Below are 22,730 nucleotides of genomic sequence, written 5' to 3'. Positions count from 1 at the left end.
CCTTCAACGATGTGACGGGCCCGAATTTCCAGCCGGGAGATCCGCGAGATCGCCTCAGGCTGCAAAAATTTTCTGGAATCGTGGGTCACGCGTCAGCTCACCCTCTCGGGAAGGGGTTTCGGAGAGAAGTTTTTCGACTACTTTGTCACTGTTGATGCCGTCACTCTGGGCGGCGAAGTTGACCACGACACGATGCCGCAGCACCGGTGCGGCCAGTGCCGCGACATCATCGGGTGAGACGTGCGAGCGCCCGTTGAGCAGTGCCCGGGCTTTACCGCCCAGCAGGAGCATCTGCACGGCCCGCGGCCCGGCTCCCCAACTGAGCGTCTCCTTGGCGTACTCCGAGGCCCCCTCTTCGGTGATCCGCGTCTGGCGGACCAAAGCCAATGCGTAGTCAATCACGTGATCGCTCACCGGGACCTGCCGAACAAGGTTCTGCAGTTCAACAATCTCTTCGCCCGTCAGCACCGGCTTAATGTCGTCGGACTGGATCGACGTCGTCTGTCGAGCGATCGTCTTTTCTTCGGCAAAGGACGGATAATTGACGAACACCTTGAACATGAACCGGTCCTGCTGCGCTTCGGGCAGCGTGTAGGTCCCTTCCTGCTCGATCGGGTTCTGCGTGGCCAAGACGAAGAACGGCGTACTCAACTCGTGGCGAATCTGCCCGACGCTGACGGTTCGTTCCTGCATCGCTTCGAGCAGGGCCGCCTGTGTCTTCGGTGGAGTTCGGTTGATTTCGTCGGCCAGGACGACGTTGTGAAAAAGTGGGCCTTGAATAAAGCGGAACTCGCGTTGCCCGGTCGTCTGGTTGACCTGCAACACGTCGGTGCCCGTGATGTCCGCCGGCATCAGGTCGGGCGTAAACTGAATGCGGGAAAACGTCATCGACAGGCAGCGCGACAGCGTGCTGATCATCAACGTCTTCGCCAGCCCGGGTACGCCTTCGAGCAGACAGTGCCCCCGGCTGAACAGTGCGATCAAGAGCTGATCGATCACTTCATCCTGCCCGACGATCACCTGTGCCATTTGGGCCTTGATCTCGGAGAAGGCCTTGTTGAGCTTGCGGATCGACTCTTCCGAGACATCGGCCGGCTTTGCCGGAGCAGCTTGTTCGTCAGCCATAAAATTTCGCTATCGGAAGCAGAATGGGATTCAATATTCGCGGCGCATTGCGACCGTAGGGTAAAGGACGCAACGGCTAGCACCACCTAACAAGGATTTTGCCGACACGTTCAGAAATTGCGAGGGCATCGAGCGAAACTCAAACTCCCTGGCGGGAATTTCGCCATTCGGTCTATTGCGATGTCGCTCACCCGTTGACCACTGACCGGTCTGCTCATGTCGCTAAAGCGAGTTCATCGCACGCGGCTGAAGACCGGCACCGGCAAATCGCCCGCGGCCCAATTCTTGGCCTCCGGGCTGTCGGGCACGGCCGTCTCGACGGCAACGCCGAAGCGTGTCCCGCCGACGCCGATCGCTCCGGGAGCGGCCTTCTGAACATTCTGCGGCAACAGTTTCATCGTCCGTCCCGGCGCGAGATTCGGAACGTGCCAGTCGGCGTACAAGCCTCCGTCGGTCTCGACCCGCACGACGAACGACATCGAGCGAATCGGCGAGATGTTTTTCATCGCTCCGTGGACACGAATCGGACCACCGTTGACGCTGCCGGCATTGATCTCGACCCGGGCGAGATTGGACCGGCGGGTCATCCACCCTCGCCGCGACGTCTCCTGCTTGCGAACGCGCTGCCGTCGTAGGCCGACGGACAGCACACGCGGAAATTCCGATTGCATTTCGTTCGGCGGCTGCTTGAACGCTCGCTGAAATATGGCGAGTCGTGACTCAGGAGTCTGGTCCGTGAGTGGTTCAAGCTGACCAAGGCTGCGGACGAAATCGGCGTATTGCTTGCGATGCTGCGTGACCAAATACCAGTGCAGGCTCCACGCGTGCGTGTAAGCATCGCCCGCAAGGCTGTCGCGGCGAAATGCCGTATCTCCGCTGACGACGCCGTTCCAATCAGACGAGTTCGCCGTCTGTGCCCGCTCGGCGAAGTCGGCGCTGATCCGGCCGGGACCGACGCCGATCGTCTCGCCGTTGTTTTCGAAACCCGTCGCGATGCCTTCGTTCCACCATGAAGGCACCGGGGCCAATCGTTTCGCGAGCCCGCGGTTGTAGACGAATTGATGAATCGCTTCGTGCAGCGGAACCTCAAACGTGTCGCACTCGGTGAGCCGCAGGGCAAGTCGATTCGTGATGCCCGAGTAAAAACCGAGGACGCTCGACGCTGACAAGCCCCGCCCGCCGGTCGCTTCGGTCGCATAGGCTTCGAAGTCATCGTCCGATTCGAACACGAGCATCACGAGCGGGAACTCCGGTTCGGTCAGCTTGAGGTCGACTTCATCGGCGAACCGTTCGAAAACGCGATTGACGTTTTGCTGAAACCGCACGGCTTTCTTCAAAAACCCGGCCGCCCGACGATCGTCCCGACGATCAAGCGGGTCGCTCAAAACGAGTGCGACCAAGAATGGCTCGTCATAAAGCGTCAGGACGAGTTCACCCCCGAGTTCCCCTTTGAGGGTCTCGGACATTTCCTCGGCTGCGGCCAAAGCGAGACCGTCCATCGGGACGCGCTTAATGATATTCGCACTCGGCTCAAGCCTGATGCTGCCGTCCGGCAACATCAGGGCTTTCACGCCCTCCGCGGAGCCGTGAGCGCTGGCCGAGATGGTTTCGGTCCCGTCTGCTGTTCGGATCGTCCACTCATCGGCGGCGAGCGGCTGCTGGATCGACAGCAGGCAAAAACAACACAGCCCGATCGCAGTCGCGAAGTTGAGAGAATGGTGACGGGCAGATGAGTTTTGATTCGACATGCGCTCGCTCTCGAGGTTCGTCGATGTTTTCAGAATGTGTGACCGTTACTACACTGCCTGAGACGTGCCGCAGAATCAAATCGAATTTTCACCAACCCGATCGTGCCAGCCGGATGCCCACCGACGCCGTCGCCTCTTCCGATTCGCGAATCCTAGAAGCCGAACGGCTGAAGCGGGAATGGACCGACCAATCGGTCGCCGTCGAAGGGGGCCCTTCCACGCTCGACCGCTTTCGCGAGCGGGTCGGGCGGGTCAAAACAGTGAATATGAATGGTGACGCCCTCGTCGAGTTCGACGGGCCCGCTGATATCTCGTGGTACGACATCCCCTGCCGACATCTTCGGGTCCTCACCGATGAGGAGGCGAAGAAGCTCGCGAAAGCTCTCGTCGGGAAGGACGCTGCTGCCGAGGCGAAGGCCAAGCCCGCGGCATCGACGGAATTTCAGCCGGCTCAGGAGTCGTCAAATAAAGGGCAGCGACCCTCACCTCTCGAAATGGCTCGGATGCAGGACGGTGGTCAAGCCCCGCAGGCGCCACCGACACCTACGCCGCCCGCTTCGCCACAGGAAAAGCTTTCGCCACTCGAAGCGGCACGAATGCAGGATTCGGGCGAGGCCGGCTCTTCAACCGCCGGAGCGGCGAAAAAACCCTCGGCGTTGGAACTTGCTCGAATGCAGGACGGCGGCACGCCCGCACAATCCGAGCCGGAGAAGTCGCCTGAGCCGGAGAAACTGTCACCGCTCGAACTGGCACGGATGCAGGATTCAAAGTCGTAGAGAGTTCGATCTGCTTGGCACTCAGTGGGCCGATGGCGGCGCCGCTGAGATCGGGTTGGTGAATATCAGTCGCGCAGATAGACTTCCGCCGGTTCGAAAGACCCCGTCCAGTCGACAAAACCGAGGTTGTCTCAGTCCTGTTGAAACTGACCGCCGTGTCGGTTCCAACAGATCAGAGACACCGAGTGTCATCGGAGATTCCCCTTGCGGATTGCGTACCTCGATTGTGCGACCGGCATCAGCGGCGACATGACGTTGGCGGCCCTACTCGACGCCGGTGTCGAACTCGCACCGATTCGCGCTGCGATCGACTCCTTGGGACTGCCCGGCGTGACCCTGCGTGTCGACGAGATCGTCAAACACGGCTTTCGCTCCACTTACGTCCGGGTCGAACATCCTGAGCAGCACGCCCACCGGCACCTGTCCGATATTGAATCGATTCTCGATGCGGCGACCGGACTGACGGCGACACAGAAAGAGATTGCCCACGAGATATTTCTCGCGATCGCCCGGGCGGAAGCCCGCGTCCATGGCACGACGGTCGACAAGATTCATTTTCACGAAGTCGGGGCGATCGACTCGATCGTCGATATTGTCGGCGCCGCGGTCGGGTTTGACCTGTTGGATGTCGATCACGTCGTCGCGTCGCCGATTCCGACTGGACGAGGACGGGTGAAGATTGACCACGGTGTTTGTTCGATTCCGGCACCGGCGACGGCCGAAATCCTGAAGGGCATCCCGCTGGCGAGCATTCCCGTCGATGGCGAACTGACGACCCCGACCGGAGCCGCGATCGTGCGGACGATCGTCGATTCGTTCGGTTCGATTCCGCAAATGACGATCGAGTCGGTCGGATACGGCGCCGGCACGATGGACCTGCCGGACCGCGCGAACATGCTCCGGATTATCGTCGGCGACGCCGCGGCCGATCCGCAGCGCGATCGGGTGACGCTTCTGGAAACAAATCTCGATGACGTCTCGCCCGAAGTGATCGGCCATACGAAACAGCGACTGTTCGAAGCGGGGGCGCTCGACGTTTTCTCGACGGCGATTCAAATGAAAAAAGATCGCCCCGGCGTGCTGCTCAGCGTGCTCGCGCCGCCGGACATCGCAGACAAGCTCGAAGACATCTTGTTCGGGGAGACGGCCACCTTCGGTGTTCGGCGGCACACGCTCGATCGCGCCACGCGGGTGCGTCAGGAACACGTCGTGACGACCGAGTTCGGCCAAGTCCGCGGCAAACTCGGTTGGCGCGATGGAGAGCCGGCCGTTTTTGTTCCCGAATTCGAAGACTGCGCCCGGGTGGCAGGCGAGCATGGGATCCCGCTGCGAGATGTTTACCGGGCGTCCGAGGTTGCGTTCGCCACGCGGTCGTTCGAGGCGGTGACGGAAGCAACGCATGGCGAGCCGAGTGCCCACGGTCATGACCATGATCATTCACACGATCACGACCATTCGCACTCGCACGATCATGACCATTCTCACGATCACGACGCGCCGGCGGCAACGCCGCGGGAGGACAATTGATGAGCGTGATCCTATTCGCAGAGTCGTTCGCCCGTTCCCCTTTGATGCTGTTCGTTCTGGCGTTCGGGGCAATGATCTTTCTCGCCGTTCGCATGCTGCGTCGGGCACGAGCCTCGGCGGGGCGATCGAAGTCAGAGAGTCCCGAAGTGGGGGTCTCGGCCGCGCGACTTGAGCGACGAATCACAGATCGTGAGCTTCGGCTGCACGACTACGATCGCGACGTGTCCGGGCAAATCGAAAGTCGAGTGGCCCTTCTAAAATCGCTGACCGAGCGCGCCGAACGAGCGGCTGATCGTATTGAACGATTGCTGGATCGATCGACCGAACTGGGACTCGTTCACCCGCCGGAGGAAACATCCGAAGGTGATCGCCGCGGGAATGCTTACGCGGTCGAACTTCGGCTCGCCGGTTACAGTGACGCTCAGGTCGAGCGGCTGATCGCGTCCGAAACTGACGGCAACTCAACGCAACGCCGCGCCGCTTAGTCGGCAACGTATTCGATCGAGGCACCGCGATTGAGCGGTCGCGTCGTGAGAACTTCGCAGTCGTCGAGCACGCCGTGTTCGTTGAGATTTTGAATCAGTTCGGCCGCCGCATCGTCGCTTTGCACCGGCAGCACCGCCGTCGGTCCCCAAGAGGACTGCACCGGCCGCGGCCCGTTCACGCGGTCGGCGAGGACGCGATCAATCCGTTCGATTCGCTCATCAAAGAACGTCCCGCCCTGTGCGGGTTGAAAGTGGGCTCCCACGAGCCGGCCGTATTGTGAAAGTTCCTCAGAGAACGTCGGGAAATCTTCGTTCGTTGCCGCTTGAAGAATTCGGCTTGCCAACTCGTGCAGCCGATTTGTCAGTCTCGGCGACATCGGCGGCAGCTTCTGCATCAAGTCCGCTTCCGTATTGCCGCTCGGTCCGGCGTTTTGTTCCGGAGTGATAAGTACGAATCGCCAGGATTCGGGGATCGCTTCGCGACTGAACCGCTCAGACTCGGACCGATCGCGATCGACCTCGTGAATCAGTCCGCCGTTAAGAAAACCATACAGGCCGATTTTTGATCGCCGCCCCCGACCAGTGGCCGCTTTTAATCTGAAAAAGTCATTCAACGATGGCAGTAAGTCGCCATCATACAAGCCCGAGGCGCAAGCCGTCGGGGATTTCGCCGGTTGATCACCCGACGGCTCGCGCCTCGGGCTTGTATTCGCGTTGTCATTGCTCGAAGAAAGTTCCGTCGCCGCGGTGAAGACGGCGAGCGCCAATTGCGTGCCGGAACCGAAGCCGCAATGTTGCGGAATCGCTTCAACGACGGCGAAGTCGAACCGAGACGTTTTCGGCAATCGTCCCGCGGATCGGAGCTCATCGAGCTGTTTTTGAGTTCGGCGTACGCTCCACTCCGGCCCCGCGATGCGATCACGTGAAGACTCGGTTCCGTAGAGTTCGGCATCAACGTCCTCGAGCCGGCGGCAACGTACTTCGAAGCCGGGTTGGTCGATCATCATCCCGAGCCCGCCGTAGCGGCGAGCCGGCCCGCTCCCTGAAATCGCGAGACCGAAATGCAGGCGGGCGCCGGTGCGAACGATCACGCCGTCGCTCATGATTCGGCCTGCGTGTTCGCGGCCGGCGCTGATTCGACGTGCTGCTTCAATAACGCGAATGCTTCGCGCTCGTCATCGTTTCCGGTCTTCTCCACGATTACGCGAAGGGGTTCGAAGTCGGCGAGCATGGTCGGCCCATCGAGCAGATGGACCCGCGACGCGAGTACCGCCGCTTCCAACACCGCATGTTTCGCGCGGTTCCAGCCGAAGAACGGTCTCCCGATACCGACGTGCTCGATGGTCGTCTCGATTGTCAGTCGCGGCGATTCCCCGGAAATCGATTCCGCCTTCAACTCAAACCAACGACAAGTATCGGCGAGTACCCATCCATCGATCACCTCCGCGCGGCGCAGGTCGGGCCGCATCGGCACGTTGAGCATCGCCCGCGTTAGCAGCAGCACGTCGTCCGTGACGTGAAACACGCACGACCGATCCCTTCGCAAATTCGCGAGCGTCTGCGAACCCTCGAACGGCCGCAGCGTCAGGAAGTCGAACTGCGGCGACGTGAGCGGTCCCATCGGCGAGACGTTGATCGTCCCGTCGGCATTCGTCGTCGTGACCAACCCCTCCACTACCATGCGTGCGTCCGCGCTGCGATCGACCTTCAAATCTTGCTTACGAAAGATTAGTCGGGCAGCGACGGAGTCGAAAGCGATCGTGATCCCCGGTAGGTCGCCTACCGCTGCACGCCGATGTAGAAGCTGAAGATTTCCTGGTCGTCGAAGGGGGCTTTGACGATCGGGTAGGCGAAGTCGAACGCGAGGGGCACGGGGCCGAGGGCCGGGATTTGAATCCGCAGACCGGCACCGACGCTGACGCGAAAATCTTCGATCTGCACGTCCGGCTCAAGGGTACCGAAGTCAGAGAAGACAACGCCGGCGAGGGCATCGTTGGCGAGCAACGGAACCTGATACTGGACAGTACCGATCGCGAGGAAGTCACCCCCGACCGAAACGCCTTGTTCCCGCGGACCGACACCGCGGAAGTCGAAGCCGCGGAAGGTTTGAAATCCACCGGCGAAGAAACGTTCGAAGATCGGCGTGTCGTCGGTCGAGTAACCGAGTTGACCACGCAGCGACAGGATCTGCTTACCCGAGCCGTCGGGCCGGCTGAACAGCGTGTAGTACTGATAGGCTTCGATATCGGCCTGCGAGTAAGTGTATTCGCTAATGCCCTGCGTGTAGTTCAGTTCGACCGACGTGCCTTCCGTAGGGTTTAGCGCGTTGTCACGCGTATCGATTCGCACGACCCCACCGAGCGTGAACAGAAAATTATCGCCGAGTGCTTCCTGTAGCGAAGCGGGCGTCGGCACGCTGGGATCGGAGAGTTCAACTTCTTCGACCCGCGAAATGAGTCCCGCTGAAACAAACGGGCTGAACTGTCGGCCGATATTGAACCGACCACCGGCCCGCTGTTCGTTCCAGTCTTCATAGAACCGCTGGAAGTAAAAACCGCTCGCCCCGAAACTGTAGTTCGTGTCAAAGATGAACGGATCCTGCCAACTGACGGTGTACCGGCTGACCTGCGTACCGGGGACCGCTTCGAGTCGAAAGCGCTGACCGCCGCCGCGAAAAGCGGTGCCGTTGGTGATGTCGGAGAAGCTGGTCGGGAAGCGGAACAGGTCGAAGTTCTGTTCTTCGAGTACGACGTTACCGACGAGTCCGGCGTTGCTGTTGACGGCCGCGCCGAACATCAGCCGGCCCGTTTGTGCTTCGCGAGCGCTGACACGCAGGTCGACCAATCCGGGCTCTTCGAGCGCCCCGCGAAACGGGTCGCCCATTGGGCTCGGTGGAAACAGTGGATTGCGTTCCTGAAAGGGGCCGACACCTGTTTGCTGGACCGTTGAGTAAGGATTTTCGCTTACGGTGTATGTGGCATCGGCGGTATTGACGGTAGGTTCGGTCGGTGATGGCGCTGATTGTCGCGGAACGCTCACAACCGCCGGGGCGGCCGATGTGGTCGACGCGGTCAGAGGGGCATCGGCGAACGGATTGCGAGTCGATGCCGTCGGGATGCCCGATGGTGCTGCGGTGTTGGCTTCAAAGTCAGTCGCGGCAAAGTCGTTCCGGGCATCGAAGGCGTTCAAATTCGAAGTCGACGGCTTCGTCGTGGCGACAGGCATGACGGGGGTCCCCCGCTCGACGCGATTGATCGACGGGGCGAAGTCTGCGGTGGCGAAGTCGTTCGAAGAAGGGCGGGCCGGTTTGGTTTCCATGGCCGCAAACGGATGTGACTCGTCGTATGTCGCACCAAAGTTGGAACGCTGACGGGTCGCTCCGCTAGTCGTTGCCGGCCACGAGGGGGAACTTTCGCGGTATGGGATGCTCATCGGCTGATGCGGAGGACCGACGAACGGATTGTCAGGCCGCAACTCAAGATCGTTCGGTCCGCCCGTCGTAGAGTCATCGGCGGCGGCAAAGCTGTCCAAAGGTCGCGGCCGCTCTTCCCGCGTGGCACTGGAAGCGAATGGGTTATTCCTCGCCGTGGAAATCGCAGGGCGCCGGCTGTTGGTTTGAGCTTCAGGGGCCGAATCAAAAGGCTCAGACCACTGAGGTTCGGCGGCCGGGCGACTCAGATAGGGATTGTCCTGGCGGTACCGTCTCGCCTCACCATCGTGGATGTAAACGTCGACTCCGCCGCGGGTGTCCGGGCTTTGGCCGCGGAAACCTGCTTGCGTTTCTGAGCTGACCCGCTGAATGTCTACTTTGACCGCTCCGCCGGTGGTCGCGGCAAATGCCGGAACACCTTCGATGCGGCTCTTGGAGCGTCGAATTTCTCTCGGATTGGCAATGCTCCCCGGCGCCACCGTGAAGTGATTGCGGATCACGTTGGTCTTCGTGTGGGGGTGTGTCCCGGCAATGTCGACGTAAATGTTTCGGATAATGTACGGCTTGTCTTCATCGATCCGCACGATCAGATCGGCGACACCCGGGGTCTCCGAAAAGCGCGGAATTGCCTCGACACTGGCATAGAGCCGACCGAGATTGCCGTAGCTCTCGCGGATTTCATTGAGATCGCGATCGAGGCCGCGGCGGTCGAAATACTCCCCTTCGTTCAAATTCCGATCGCGAACAAGTTCCTTCGTCGGCAGAACACGATTGCCATCGTATTCGATCCGACGGACGCGGTAACGCAGTCCTTCGTTGATCGAATAGACGATCGTGACCTTCGCACGATCCGGGCTGAAATTGACCTGGTCAGAGATCGAAACGTCGAAGAATCCGAGGTCGTGGTAATATTTCGTCAGGACGGCGATGTCATTCGGAATGGTCGTCGGGTCGTACAATCCGCCGAACGGCAGGCGATTACTGAACGGCAGAAAATCGAAGCCAGCTTTGTCGGTCATCAGGTAGGTCGACAGCCGGCCGTCCGAGGCGATCGTGTTTCCCCGGAACTGCACCGAGACGACACGGACCTTCGGACCTTCTTCGATTTTGAAGATGACTTCGCGGTCGCGAACCGAATCGCCCTTTTCGAGCGTGACTTTTGCGAACGCGAATCCTTCATCGCGATAGTATTCTTCGATCCGCCGGGCCGCTTCGCGATTGACCAGAACATCGTAGGCGTGGTCGGGCTGTAGGCCGGTCAGCGCTGCCAGATACCGCGTCTTGATCTTGCGGTTTCCTTTGAAACCGACCTTTCGCAAGATCGGCTTCTCGACCACGGTGAAGATTAGCACCGGGCCTTCGTCGGTCGGCTTGACCCGCTGCGAGACTGACGCGAACCACCGCGTGTCATGTAACTTGCGGACATCTTCCCGGACCAAAACGGGGTCGACGGGGCGTCCGGGACGACTTGAAACGTGCTTTTGAATCTCCGATGCGGGAATGGTCACGTTGCCGTCGATGAGAACCTGCGCTAAAGGTTGCTGCACCGCCGAAAGGTAGTCCTCCGCCAACGCGGGCATCGCCACCGCGGCGATCAAGCACGCGAGCGCAACCCCGGTCGAAGCCGACGCGCATCGCAGGCGCACGCCATTCGAATTAGTCCGCGAACGATTCGGGACGGTCGGGGTGTCATCCGTGACACCGGCCATAATCTGATCCTGGTTGTCGGCTGGGAGCGGTGCTCCCGGAATCGGGCGGCTGACGGGTCCGTGCATTCACCACAATGCATCGTGCAATCGTCGGTGACGGACTATTTTTATTGAGTTGGTCGCGGAGTGATTGGGCAGTTGGGGACGTGAGACCTCGCGAACGGAGGTCGGGAACCGGATCGATAGAACATTCGCTCGCAGACCGCAACCGCGATTTCGGCTCTTTGCGAAGCCTGCGGCACAAAGCGGGCACGAATCGATAAGGGAGAAATGCGGCCTTTACCTGCCGACCACTTCGGTCGCCAACTCATCTATGGAATCGGTCGTGAGGATCAAATCGTTTGCATCAAATAGGCGATTCACGGCGGCTTTGTGGATTTTCATTTTCAGCCCGCCGACCCCGATTGCGCCGTAACACGTGATCCCGTCACGAGTTTCGCCTTTATCTGTGACTTCGATTCCCTCTAGCCCGGCGGGGGGTACGGCATTCAGATCGACAACGAGCTTCAGCCCTTCGATCCCCTGCCATTGCGGCTGCTTCAAAAACTGCACGCCCGCCGCCCCGGCCGCGAAAATCGCATTGATCCCCCGCGTAATCGATTTTCGCCCGTCCGCAGTTCCCGTCTCGCAGGCGGTGAGTCGTCCGTCGGGAAATCGTTCCCGAAGGCGATCGCACACCTCCGTCGATCGTTCGATCGTGCGCGAAGTGATTCGGACCCCGGCCCCGTACTTCAGAAGCAGATGGGCGATCCGTTCACCGACCGGACCGGTTCCGCCGAACACAACGGCCGTGATCTCAGAGAGATCGAGATGAACTCGCGCCGCCGCGATCGCGGCGGCCGCGGTTGTATTCGAGCCATTCGGGTCGATCATCACCGAGACCCGCATCGGTCCGAAGAACGTCTGCTTGATCTTCGCTGCGATGACTTCAGCGGCTTCGACGTCGTTGCCACCGACGAAAATGGCAGAGTTCTTCAAATCGGCGGGGCCACGAGTGAAGATCGCCCCGTGAACCAGCCCAGCGACATCCTCCGGCTCGACGCCGCCGTAGCTGAAGACCTCGTCCGCCCCCGCATCGATCGCGACGACACGATCGAACGAACTGGGGTGCTTATCGGGATCGAACTGAATCAGAATGCGTTTCATCGGCAGTTGCTGGCAGGCGGGCTGAGTCCGCCGAGCCGCATTGCCAGCGGGTTCCAATTCGAAGCGTTATCGCGCCGCAGAGTGAAAATCAGGCGGGCAAAGCCCGCCTTACGCGGCCTCATTCGTCAAACGCCCGAGAATGGGTGCTTAGCCGAATCTTTCTTGGCCACCATTTCTTCTGCGGAGGGCTCATTCTTCATCGCGCGGGCGATCGAGAGCTTTGTGGCCTCGTAGTTGTATTCGAAAATCTTCTTGTCGTCTTCGGCCTTCCAGTGGATGAAGACACCGCAGACGATGCAAAGATTCTCGGCCTGATCGGCGGGGATCACTCCCTCGGCGACGCTGTCGGCAACGGCCTTGGCGACCGCGTACTGCGCGGGGCCGAACATTTGGACGGCCTGCTTCTCGCCCTTAATGCTGACCTTGGTGATCATCACGGTTGCCGGCTTCACCGCGAGGTTCGGCTCCAACACCGCCAGCAGATTGCTGTGTCCTTGGCTCTGCGTTGTCAGAGCCGAGGCAAACGCCGAACCGACCGGACCGGTCTTTTCGCCGATTAAAAGGTCAATGTGAGATACTTCAAATCCGTCACCGACCAGTGCTTCGCCGACGTGCATTGCTGTGATCCTTCGAGAGTCGCTCTATTTCCGCTGATGGTAAAATTTCCGCAATTGGCGGTAAGGGGGTGATACCAGCCGCGTGCGCAGATTGCCAGCGTACGTGACTGACAGGAGGTCAGAGGTGAGTGGTGAGAGGGAAGAGGCAGGATGTAGACTGCCTTTCGGCTTCCGGCTCTCCACATTTTCGACGCTCCTTCGCCATGCACCTTCTCTCCGCTGACGTCGCCCTCGAACCGGTTCCGTTCCGGGCTCCGCTGAAATTCGGGGGCCGCGTCGTCGACCGCACGCAACTCATTAACGTAACGGTTCGGCTCGAAGGTGAAGGCGGCCGCACCGCGGTCGGCTTCGGCAGTATGCCGGTTGGAAACGTCTGGGCTTGGCCTTCGTCACAGGTCGAGCCTGATACCGCCGAGCCGGCGATGATTGACTTCGCACGGGAGGCGGCGGCCGAGGCGGTGCGATTGGGGAAGTCGGAGCATCCGGTCGTGCTGATGACCGATTTGATGCGGCGATACGATGACGTGGCGATCGATGTACGTCAGCGGGCGTCTCTTCCCGAATCGTTGCCGAAGTTGGCTCAACTGGTCGCGGCCAGTTCTCTCGATGCCGCGGTGCATGATGCGTTCGGTCGGCTGCACGCAAAGAGCAGCTATGACGTGTTGGGGCCGGAATACATGTCTGGCGATCTCTCCCGCTTTCTCGATGATCGGTTCGTCGGCGACACGCTCGATCAGTTCACGTCGCGAACACCGAAACCGACGATGCCGCTGTATCACCTGGTCGGAGCGCTCGATCCGCTCACCGACGATGACATTGAGCAACGAATTGACGACGGACTTCCCGAGACGCTCCCGGAGTGGATCGCCGCCGAAGGGTTGACGCATTTGAAGATCAAACTCGCGGGGGATGATCTCGCCTGGGATGTCGATCGAGTCCTGCGGGTTGATGCGGTGACGGCAGACGCCCAATCGCGCCGCGGGTGCGAACAATGGTATTACTCGCTCGACTTCAACGAGAAATGTGAGAACGCCGAGTACGTCGTTGAATTTCTATCGAAACTACAGGAGCGTTCGCCCGCAGCCTACGGACGCGTGCAGTATCTGGAGCAACCGACGAGCCGTCACCTGCGAAAATCGCCCGACCAACAGATGCACGCGGCGGCGAAGCTCAAGCCGGTGGTGATCGACGAGGCGCTGACCGACTATGAGTCTCTGCTGACGGCGGTCGATCTCGGCTACAGCGGCGTCGCCCTAAAAGCGTGCAAGGGGCACACCGAGTCCCTGCTGTTGGGAGCCGCGGCACAGAAGCTCGGGTTGTTCCTGTGTGTGCAGGATTTGACCTGCCCCGGCTATTCATTCCTGCACTCGGCAAGCTTGGCGGCCCGCATCCCGACGGTAGCCGCGATCGAAGGCAACGGCCGACAATATTGCCCGGCTCCGAACGAAAAATGGGCGAAGTCATATCCCGAAATGTTCGGCCTCAGCGATGGAACCGTTCAAACGGCAGACCTCACCAACGAAGGCCTCTTCGGTGCGAAGATCGAGAATCATGATCCCGTTTAGCCGCGACCGCCAGGGAGCGCTCAAGTGAATCAAGTGGCCTAAGACATCGCGGCGTCTTGCGTGATCCGCTTCCTGCCGGGCGCGGCTGCCTTCTCGATTACCAGCCGCGGTAGTTCGTGTTCTGCAGCGATTGGTAATTATTAAATGCCAGAAATACGAAGAGGAAGCCGGCGTATCGATAGTCGTTCATAAAGAACCACAACGCCGCAGCGCCGCCGACCACAATGCCGATTTTGATCGCGAGGTCGGCTCCGTCGCGATGCCGAAACCGAACGAGCAGCGTTTCCGCCACACGCCCGCCGTCGAGCGGAAGAACCGGCAGCAAGTTGACCAGAGCCCAATAGAGATTCACGTACTCCAGGTCGTAGATCAATAACCACGCAGGTGAGAGGAATTCCGGGTAATTGTCCGACTGACGCAACTGCCAGACCACGTACTGGAGCACGCCGTAAAAGGCTAATTGAATGCCCGGGCCGGCGAGACTGATCACGATCTGCTGCGTCCAACCGATCCGGCCGCGTGGCATGTACTGCGCGACCCCGCCGAAGTGATAGAGAATGATTTGGGGTGACTGCCCATACGCCCGCTGAGCGATCGCGTGACCCAACTCGTGCAGCAGAATCGAAAAGAAGACGACGACGACCCAGATCACGACGCCCGGCAGGCCGGTCTGTTCAATTCGACCCAGCCCCATGATCGCGGTGATAGCCCAGAACATCGGGGTCACGTTGACCGGAATGCCCGAAATGCTGAACCGCAAGTCATACGGCGTGGGGCGGATGGGGCCGAACATGGCGGGACCGGTCGGGGCGGAGGTGTAATGACGCGGATCAATGGCGCGACGGAGGGACCACGGACTCGTGCCAGACTCTATCGAGCGATCCCGATTCGGACAAATCGATGCGAAGCGAGAACGAGAGACCAGCCGCGTCGCCACCGCAAGCGTCCGCCTTCTCACTCCTCACTTCTCGCTTCTCGCTCCTCGCTCCTCGTTTCTCGTTTCTCGTTTCTCGTTTCTCGTTTCTCGTTTCTCGTTTCTCGTTTCTCGTTTCTCGTTTCTCGTTTCTCGTTTCTCGTTTCTCGCTTCTCGTTTCTCGTTTCTCGTTTCTCGTTTCTCGCTTCTCGCTTCTCGCTTCTCGCTTTTCGCTTCTCCCTTTTCGTTTCTCGCTTCTCGCTTCTCGCTTCTCGCTTCTCCCTTCAACTCCGTGTATTGGGAAATTTCGAATCATGGCAGTAGGATGCCGCCCTCGGTCCGCGGGTCGCCCAAGCCTGCCGCAGCCGGTCTCGTGCCGGGTTCAATTGCGGCTCTGCGGGGTTACCCCGTGGGAGAAACGTTGCTCACGTGACATCGGGCTCGCGACTTTACCGAGCCGTCCGGCTCGTCAAAGTCGCGCGGTACAGGAAGCGTTGAGCGGCCCGCGGATCGAGTTTTCGTCGGCCCATCGCGTCTACAAACGGATTGTAATGTTCCGCTGGTTGCTCCGACTGCTATTCGGCGAAGATGAATCGGTCACCCAGCGATCGCAGCCCGAGAAGATCGCGCCCGTCGAAACGGACGAGGCCCCCAAGGTCCGCGTTCGGCCTCGTCTCGCGCGGTTCGAATTTCGCCGCCGACGCGGTCATCATTCAACATCCGCAGCGACCCGGACGACTGAGAAGCCGTATCGATTCGCCCTGCCGAACGGTGTGTCCGGCGAGACGATCGATCGCTCGCAGGATCAGAATTTCGAGCGGCTCACCCGCTGGGAACTCCCGGCACTGACGACTCCGGAAGACCTCGCCGACTGGATGGAGGTCTCGATTGGTGAACTGGCCTGGCTGACACACCGGACCGAGTCCGCCTATCGTCCGCCCTCCCTCGAAGCGGCACACTATCACTTTCGCTGGGTGCACAAAAAGAGCGGCGGGTCACGGCTGATCGAGTCTCCCAAGCGGCGTCTCAAACATGTCCAGCAACTGCTGCTCCGCGGTTTGCTCGACCGAGTTCCCGCCCATCCGGCGGCCCACGGCTTCGTACGCGGCCGATCGATCGTCTCTAACGCGCAGCCCCACGTCGGAAAGGCGGTGGTGCTCAGTTATGACCTCGAGAATTTCTATCCCGCCGTCCGCTACAATCGCGTCGTCGCGGTCTTTCGAGGGTTGGGCTACTCACGGGAAGCGGCAATCTGGCTAACGCGACTAACGACGTCGGCCCTTCCCCCGCGGATGCCACTGCCGGAGGGCCGCGGTGCGAATTTGATTCGCGCTTACGCGGCCCGACACCTCCCTCAGGGCGCCCCGACGTCACCGGCACTGGCAAACCTGTCGGCCTTCTCGCTCGACGTGCGTCTGAACGGACTCGCAAACTCATTCGAAGCCAACTACACGCGCTACGCGGACGACCTGACCTTTTCCGGCGACGATCGCTTCCGCCGGTCGCTGGCGACATTCATTCCGCTGGTGAATCAGATCGTGCGCAGCGAGCAGTTCGTCGTGCATCGCGAGAAGCGGAAAGTCGTCAAACATGGACAGCGACAACTTGTGACGGGGGTCGTCGTCAACGACAGGCCGAACGTCAGCCGGGCGGCCTATGACCGGCTCAAGGCGACGTTGCACAATTGCGTCCGGCAAGGCCCGGCTTCGCAGAATCGCGACGAGCACCTGAACTTCGAAGCCCACCTGCAGGGAAAAATCTCGCACGTCCGTCAGCTCAATCCCGCGCGAGCGGAGAAACTGCAGCGATTGTTCGACCGAATCGAGTGGTGACAGGGCGAGCGGGAGAGCGGGGGAGTGGCAGGCCATGAAGATAGAAGTCAGAAGTCAGAAGTCAGAAGTCGGAAGTTAGGAGTTAGGAGCAGATACCCTCTCACCTCTCACCTCTCACCTCTCACCTCCCAGCCTCCCCGCGGCATTGGCGATCCACTATCCTCCACCTCCGGCCCGTTCCCGGCGACGGGTTTGAATTCGCTCCGTAAATCGTTTCTCAACGGTCGTCCGACGCATGGGCCCCCTGCTCTCGTTGATCATGAGTTTCGCCCGGCCGATTTTGCGGCCGCTGGTACGGATCGTGGTGGGGCTGTTGGCGATCCCGCTGTTTCGGCTGTTCCTCCGACGCGTCGTTCGTTTGCAGGAGCTTGATGCGGAATTGGAGAAAGACCTCGAACAGTGGTTTCGGGCCTCGCTGGTGCTGCTGTGCGCGACGGCGAACATGGAGGACCTCATTTTCGGATGGGTCCCGCTGAACCTGCAGGAGAACTACGCCTGGATCACCGTCGGTCTGCGGCTGATGCTGGCGATCGGCGTGATCGAGTCGATGCCCGATCAGGAGCTGTTCACGATCATCCACCCGGGGCCGTCGTGGCGGGGCTTCGATTGGAGACGCCCCTTCGGCAGCGTGAAACGATCGTGGCGCCAGTTAGCCAAAGGGCTTGCCTGCCAGCACCTGGCGCGGTCCTCCCCCGTGTTCGCCCTGCTCGCGGCCATCTATGGCGGTTATCCAGATGTCAACGATCCCGAACAGTACGAGCGGATGTACGACGATTGGATCGTCGGCTGGGTCTGCTACACCTTCGCCATCACCCAATATCTGATCATCGGCCTCGTCACGAGTCGGGATAAGGCCCTCGACGCTCTGGCCGAGTTCGACCGCCGCATTGCCGAACGCCGGGCGGAACTGGTGGAAGAGTTCGATGTGCGCGAAGGGGGTAAGGAGCGGGGAGCGAGGAGCAGGGAGGGGCGAAAGCGGAAAGCGGAGAGCGGAAAGCCGGAAGCGGAGAGAGTAAAGCCGAGTGAACATCGTGCTCCTGACTCCTGACTTCTAACTTCTAACTTCTGACTTCTGACTTCTGACTTCATCGCCACCCGCACCAGCCCCCTCCCTCGCCCGCTCTCCCGCTCTCCCCCTCACGCTTGCGATCTCCGCAGCCGGCTTATAATAGCGGGCATGGAGCTACTCACAGCGGGCACGACGCCGCGGATTCGCCGCCTCGAGGCGGACGTCGTCAACAAAATCGCGGCCGGCGAGGTCATCGAACGCCCGGCGAGCGTCGTCAAGGAGCTGCTCGAGAACAGCCTCGACGCACTCGCGACGCGGGTCGAGCTGGAGGTCGCGCGCGGCGGGACCGACCTGATCCGCGTCACTGATGACGGCGAGGGGATCGAGCCCGACGACCTCCCTCTCGCAATCGCCAGCCACGCGACCAGCAAGTTGCAGGAGGCCGATGACCTGTTCCGGGTCCGCACGATGGGCTTCCGCGGTGAAGCACTGGCTTCGATCGCCTCGGTCAGCCGGTTCCGCCTCCGCAGCCGGACCGCCGATCACGAAGTCGGCTCGGAACTCAAAGTCGACGGACACGGCCACGGTCATGGCGACGGCTTAGGCGACCCGCAGCCGGTCGGCTGCCCGGTCGGGACGCAGGTCGAAGTCGCGAATCTGTTTCACAACACGCCGGTGCGGCGGAAATTCCTGAAGACCGTCTCGACCGAGTTCGGGCATGTCGCCGAGCAGTTCACCCGACTGGCCCTCGCCCATCCGCGATTAGCCGCGGTGCTCAAGCACGACGGGCGGACGGTGTTCGATCTGCCCGCCACCGACAGCCTGATCGACCGGTTGGAACTCTTCTACGGTTCGGCCACCACGGAGCGATTGATCCCCGTCGAGTCGGAAGTGGGTGAGGTGAAGCTGTGGGGCTTTGTGGGGCATCCGGAGCTGAGCAAGGGCTCGCGGAAGGGGCAGTATCTGTTCCTGAACGGTCGTTACATTCAGGATCGCTCGTTGCAGCACGCCCTCGGCGAGGCGTACCGCGGCCTCGTGATGGTCGGGCGACATCCGATCGCGTATCTGTTTCTGGAAATGCCGCCGGAGATGGTCGACGTCAACGTCCATCCCACCAAGAACGAAGTCCGCTTCGAAGATTCGTCGAGCCTCTACCGGCAACTGCTCTCGACGCTACGCACCCGCTTCCTCAGCCTCGACCTCAGCGGCACGATGCGGGCCCCGGCGGGGAAACGGGGCGAGGAGCAAAGTACGCAGCCGCTCGAAGAGCAGCAGCACGATCGCCAACTTGAACTGAAAGAGTGGGCGTCTTCGGCATTGGAGTCTTGGAAGCCGGTGGTGGAAGAGGCGAGCGAGACGGGGGATGGCGAGAGGGCAAGTGTGCGTGAGGGCGAGGGGGCGCCCGAGACGGATTCCTTGTCGAACGCTGACTCACCGACGCCCGCACCCACCGACGCACCGCCGCCCAACCAACCCGACGCCCGCGTCATGCAGATTCTCGACACCTACATCGTGTCCGAGACCGACAGCGGGCTGGCGGTGTTCGATCAGCACGCCCTGCATGAGCGGGTGATGTACGAGTCACTGCGTCGGCGGGTGCTTGAGGGAGCCGTCGAGACGCAGAAGCTGTTGGTGCCGGAGTCGCTGGAGCTGTCGCCCAAAGAGGCGCACATTGCGATCGAGCATCTCGAACTGTTCGGCAAGCTCGGTTACAGCGTTGAGGACTTCGGCGGGAACACGGTGCTCCTGTCAGGCTACCCCGCCCTGTTGGCCAAAGCCGACTACGTCACGCTGTTTCGCGACCTGCTCGAACGCATTGGCGAGACCGACGGCGATCCGACCCGACGCGACAGCATCGATTCGCTGCTGCACATGATGTCCTGCAAGGCGGCGATCAAAGCGGGGCAACGGCTTAGTGACGACGAGATGCATTCCCTGCTCGCCCAGCGGCACCTCGTCGAAAACTCCCACCACTGCCCGCACGGACGACCGACGGCCCTGCTTCTAAGCCGGGAAGAACTCGACCGCCAGTTCGGCCGATTGGGCTAACTTCGTAAGGCGGGCTGTGCCCGCCGAGTCGAGAGTTGAGAGTTGAGAGTCGAAAGCTGAAAGCCGATAGCTGACAGCTTCAACCCGCTTCACTCTCCCGCATTGGAATCACGTTCGCTGACGAGCGTAGCCAGCAGGAGTTCGACTCGTTTGACCTCCCGCGTCACCGCGTTGCGATTCAGTTCCATCCAGTACCAGATCTTCAGCATCGAGATCGCGACGACGGCGAATAGAACGCCGACGCCCCAGCCGACGACCGCTTTCGGTTCGGTGGCCAGATAAAACTGGTAGCCGCACGTGAACAACACGACCGACCATACGGTCACGGCGGTCCAAACGATGCCGACCAGCCAGCGGCTGCGTCCGCGAAAGGTCGCCAGCACCTGTTCCGAGAGCGGTTGCTCATCGGCCGAGGCCAACAGGTCGGCCTCTTCGGCGTGAAACGCCGCGCGAATCTTTTCGTCCAACGCCGAGGTGGGTGATGGTGATGACATGATCTCTCCTTTCGTGAAATAAGTGAGTTTTATGATTGGACCGACTGAGCCGTTCGCTCCGCCGGTTCGAGATACCTCCTGAGCTCCTCGCGGGCGTAGTGCAAGCGAGATTTCACGGTCCCCGGTTTCACATCGAGGACTTCGGCAATCTCCCGCACCGTCAGGTCGTCCATGTAGTACATGGCGAGCAGTTCCCGTCGGTCTTGCGGTAGGTTTTGGAGGGCAGCCCGCAACTCCGCGAGTTGCTCGGCCTCCTCGATAGGATCGCCGGGCCCGCGGCCTGCGTGCGTGTCTTCCGGTTCGATGGCCAGCGTGCTCGATTCGAAACGTCGGACACCCGCCCGCAAGCGATCACAGCACCGCCGATTGACGATCCGATACGCCCAACTGCGGAATCGTGCCGGGTCGTCGAGACTGCGAATCCCTTTGACGATTTTCATCCACGCCTCCTGAACCGCATCCGCGGCCTCCTCGGGATTCCCCATCAGGCGAGCCGCGTATCGCCGGAAGGGTTCGTCGAACCGCCCGACGAGCCGCGACATCGCCATCTCATCACCCTGCTGGGCGGCGAGGACGAGATATTCGTCGAGGATCGTGTGGGCGGTGCGTTTCATCGTGCTGTCAATAGGTCGTTACGAGCGAAGGCGGGGTTCAAAATTCCGATGTATTTCCTGCGAGATCGCTTTGAGGGGTCGCGCATTACTGCCGGCGGGCTTCGTCGCATCGCTTGAATTCTCGGGCGTTGCGGACCATCCTCGCCCGACTTCCGCACTTGAAAACCGATTTCGATGATTTGTGTCAGTATCGGCCGGACCCGGCATGAGATGATGATTGCCGAACAGCACGCGCTGTTCGAGCGGCGCGCGAAGTTGTTGGAGCTGCGGATCGACTGGCTCAAGAAGTCGCCAGATCTTCCGCGATTGCTCAAGGATCGGCCGGTCCCGACCGTCGTGACCTGCCGACGCCCGGCTGATCAGGGTCGCTGGGCCGGGTCGGAGGAGCAACGCCTCGGCCTGCTCCGCCAGGCGATCATCGAGGGCGCCGAATATGTCGACCTTGAAGAGGACGCCGCGAAACGAATCCCCCGTCACGGCGACACGCAGCGGATCGTCAGCTATCACGACTTCTCCGAAACGCCGGACAATATCGACGAGATTCATCGCCGGCTTGCCGACTGTGATGCCGACGTCGTCAAAATCGTGACGACCGCGCTTCACCCCTCCGACAACGTGCGGATGCTCAACCTCGTGCGTCGCGCGTCGATTCCCACGGTTGGCTTCTGCATGGGCGAACTCGGGCTACTTAGTCGCGTCCTGTGCGGCCGCTACGGGGCCCCGTTCACCTATGCCTCGTTCAGCCAGGACCGGGTCATGGCTCCGGGCCAGGTTTCGTTCGATCAGATGCAGCACGAGTACTTCTACGAGCGGATCACGGCAAAGACCCAACTGTTCGGTGTGATGGGCGATCCGATCGGGCACAGCAAGAGCCCGAGGCTGCACAATCAATTGCTCCGCGATTCCCGGCTCGACGCCGTCTATCTCCCGCTCTTGGTTCCCAAGGGGTCATTCGCCTCGGCCTTCGCAGACTACGCGACGCTGGGCTTTGATGGGTTCAGCGTAACGATTCCTCACAAGGAGGAAGCCGTTCGCGCGGCGGCCCGGGCCGACGACGATGTCATGCAGATCGGTGCCTCCAACACGCTCTATCGGGATGGAAGCCAGTGGGTCGCGGCGAATACCGACTACACCGCGGCCCTCTCGAGCCTCGTCGACGCCATACGCGAGACCGATCCCGACGCGACCGTATCCGGCAAGCGGGCGATCATCCTCGGATCGGGCGGCGTCGCTCGTGCCGTCGCGGTCGGGCTGATTCGGTCGGGCGCTTTGGTCACGATCACGGGGCGGACGCGACCGAAGGCGGAGAAACTTGCGGCCGAAATCGGCTGCCACATCGTGAGTTGGGAAAATCGCAGCTCGGAAACTTACGAAGTGGTCGTCAATTGCACGCCCGTCGGGATGCATCCGAACGTCGATGAGACACCATTCCCGGACAACGCCTTTTCGGAACATGGTGTCGCGTTCGACACCATTTACACGCCTGAGAACACACTGTTTCTCAAGCAAGCCCGCAGTCGCGGATGCCTGACCGTGTCGGGTTTGGAAATGTTTGTCCGCCAGGCGGCCGCCCAGTTTGAATTGTTCACCGGCCTGCCGGCCTCCCTGCCGCTGTTGCGACGCGACTTGCGACGAGAGATTTCCGCGGCCCGGCTCCCAAGTTAGAGTTGTTGCCAATCGAGTTGAGCTAC

General features: G+C 60.9%; 18 protein-coding genes. 8 read left to right on the top strand and 10 right to left on the bottom strand.

The window, feature by feature from the left end:
- Nucleotides 1-54 precede the first annotated feature (54 nt).
- Nucleotides 55-1,125 (bottom strand): AAA family ATPase, encoded by a 1,071-nt coding sequence (locus Pan189_RS12195; RefSeq protein ID WP_145364173.1) that lies wholly within the window; start codon nucleotides 1,123-1,125, stop codon nucleotides 55-57.
- A 233-nt stretch (nucleotides 1,126-1,358) separates the two neighbouring features.
- Nucleotides 1,359-2,873 (bottom strand): DUF1570 domain-containing protein, encoded by a 1,515-nt coding sequence (locus Pan189_RS12190; protein WP_145364172.1) that lies wholly within the window; start codon nucleotides 2,871-2,873, stop codon nucleotides 1,359-1,361.
- Nucleotides 2,874-2,986: 113 nt separating this feature from the next.
- On the opposite strand from Pan189_RS12190, the gene Pan189_RS12185 reads away from it, so the two are divergent.
- The 3 genes from Pan189_RS12185 (at nucleotide 2,987) to Pan189_RS12175 (ending at nucleotide 5,661) form a co-directional block, all read left to right on the top strand.
- A complete protein-coding gene (locus tag Pan189_RS12185) occupies nucleotides 2,987-3,649 on the top strand; it encodes a hypothetical protein (RefSeq protein ID WP_145364171.1) in 663 nt (220 codons plus the stop codon).
- A 204-nt stretch (nucleotides 3,650-3,853) separates the two neighbouring features.
- Nucleotides 3,854-5,176: a nickel pincer cofactor biosynthesis protein LarC gene (larC, locus tag Pan189_RS12180; protein WP_145364170.1), complete on the top strand. Its 1,323-nt coding sequence runs from the start codon at nucleotides 3,854-3,856 to the stop codon at nucleotides 5,174-5,176.
- Nucleotides 5,176-5,661 carry a hypothetical protein gene (locus Pan189_RS12175; protein ID WP_145364169.1) on the top strand — a complete coding sequence of 162 codons (486 nt, stop codon included), beginning with the start codon at nucleotides 5,176-5,178 and terminating at the stop codon, nucleotides 5,659-5,661. The genes larC and Pan189_RS12175 overlap by 1 nt, the downstream gene beginning before the upstream one ends.
- Here Pan189_RS12175 and Pan189_RS12170 read toward each other — a convergent pair.
- The 5 genes from Pan189_RS12170 to fae form a co-directional block, all read right to left on the bottom strand.
- Nucleotides 5,658-6,764 (bottom strand): hypothetical protein, encoded by a 1,107-nt coding sequence (locus Pan189_RS12170; protein ID WP_145364168.1) that lies wholly within the window; start codon nucleotides 6,762-6,764, stop codon nucleotides 5,658-5,660. The genes Pan189_RS12175 and Pan189_RS12170 overlap by 4 nt on opposite strands.
- Nucleotides 6,761-7,342, bottom strand: coding sequence for a DUF447 domain-containing protein (locus Pan189_RS12165; protein ID WP_145364167.1), 582 nt, complete (start codon nucleotides 7,340-7,342; stop codon nucleotides 6,761-6,763). Before Pan189_RS12165 ends, Pan189_RS12170 begins: the two co-directional genes overlap by 4 nt.
- Nucleotides 7,343-7,440: 98 nt before the next feature.
- Nucleotides 7,441-10,800, bottom strand: coding sequence for a POTRA domain-containing protein (locus Pan189_RS12160; RefSeq protein ID WP_310820381.1), 3,360 nt, complete (start codon nucleotides 10,798-10,800; stop codon nucleotides 7,441-7,443).
- 279 nt (nucleotides 10,801-11,079) lie between these two features.
- A complete protein-coding gene (locus Pan189_RS12155) occupies nucleotides 11,080-11,946 on the bottom strand; it encodes an NADP-dependent methylenetetrahydromethanopterin/methylenetetrahydrofolate dehydrogenase (protein WP_145364165.1) in 867 nt (288 codons plus the stop codon).
- 125 nt (nucleotides 11,947-12,071) lie between these two features.
- Nucleotides 12,072-12,563 (bottom strand): formaldehyde-activating enzyme, encoded by a 492-nt coding sequence (fae, locus tag Pan189_RS12150; RefSeq protein WP_145364164.1) that lies wholly within the window; start codon nucleotides 12,561-12,563, stop codon nucleotides 12,072-12,074.
- A gap of 203 nt (nucleotides 12,564-12,766) precedes the next feature.
- Between fae and Pan189_RS12145 the strand changes: the two genes are divergently transcribed.
- Entirely contained in the window at nucleotides 12,767-14,128 is a 1,362-nt protein-coding gene (locus tag Pan189_RS12145; RefSeq protein WP_145364163.1) for an enolase C-terminal domain-like protein, read from the top strand.
- A gap of 97 nt (nucleotides 14,129-14,225) precedes the next feature.
- On the opposite strand, the gene Pan189_RS12140 is transcribed toward Pan189_RS12145, so the two are convergent.
- Nucleotides 14,226-14,921, bottom strand: a complete 696-nt coding sequence (locus Pan189_RS12140) for a site-2 protease family protein (protein WP_145364162.1) — start codon at nucleotides 14,919-14,921, stop codon at nucleotides 14,226-14,228.
- Between the two features lie 671 nt (nucleotides 14,922-15,592).
- On the opposite strand from Pan189_RS12140, the gene Pan189_RS12130 reads away from it, so the two are divergent.
- The 3 genes from Pan189_RS12130 (at nucleotide 15,593) to mutL (ending at nucleotide 19,931) form a co-directional block, all read left to right on the top strand.
- The gene (locus tag Pan189_RS12130; protein WP_310820380.1) at nucleotides 15,593-16,873 is read left to right on the top strand and encodes a reverse transcriptase family protein; all 1,281 of its coding nucleotides are present in this window, start codon (nucleotides 15,593-15,595) and stop codon (nucleotides 16,871-16,873) included.
- A gap of 259 nt (nucleotides 16,874-17,132) precedes the next feature.
- Entirely contained in the window at nucleotides 17,133-17,921 is a 789-nt protein-coding gene (locus Pan189_RS12125) for a DNA topoisomerase I (RefSeq protein WP_145364159.1), read from the top strand.
- Between the two features lie 129 nt (nucleotides 17,922-18,050).
- Entirely contained in the window at nucleotides 18,051-19,931 is a 1,881-nt protein-coding gene (gene mutL, locus Pan189_RS12120; RefSeq protein WP_145364158.1) for a DNA mismatch repair endonuclease MutL, read from the top strand.
- Between the two features lie 89 nt (nucleotides 19,932-20,020).
- Here mutL and Pan189_RS12115 read toward each other — a convergent pair whose 3' ends face one another.
- Nucleotides 20,021-20,425 carry a DUF6768 family protein gene (locus tag Pan189_RS12115; RefSeq protein ID WP_145364157.1) on the bottom strand — a complete coding sequence of 135 codons (405 nt, stop codon included), beginning with the start codon at nucleotides 20,423-20,425 and terminating at the stop codon, nucleotides 20,021-20,023.
- A 29-nt stretch (nucleotides 20,426-20,454) separates the two neighbouring features.
- Complete coding sequence (locus Pan189_RS12110; protein WP_145364156.1) at nucleotides 20,455-21,039, bottom strand: RNA polymerase sigma factor; 585 nt, start codon at nucleotides 21,037-21,039, stop codon at nucleotides 20,455-20,457.
- A gap of 174 nt (nucleotides 21,040-21,213) precedes the next feature.
- Between Pan189_RS12110 and aroE the strand changes: the two genes are divergently transcribed.
- The gene (gene aroE, locus Pan189_RS12105; RefSeq protein WP_145364155.1) at nucleotides 21,214-22,704 is read left to right on the top strand and encodes a shikimate dehydrogenase; all 1,491 of its coding nucleotides are present in this window, start codon (nucleotides 21,214-21,216) and stop codon (nucleotides 22,702-22,704) included.
- The last annotated feature ends 26 nt before the right edge of the window (nucleotides 22,705-22,730 follow it).

It is taken from the genome of Stratiformator vulcanicus (assembly GCF_007744515.1).
Classification (GTDB): domain Bacteria; phylum Planctomycetota; class Planctomycetia; order Planctomycetales; family Planctomycetaceae; genus Stratiformator; species Stratiformator vulcanicus.
This window is presented reverse-complemented; position numbering and strand designations above follow the sequence as displayed.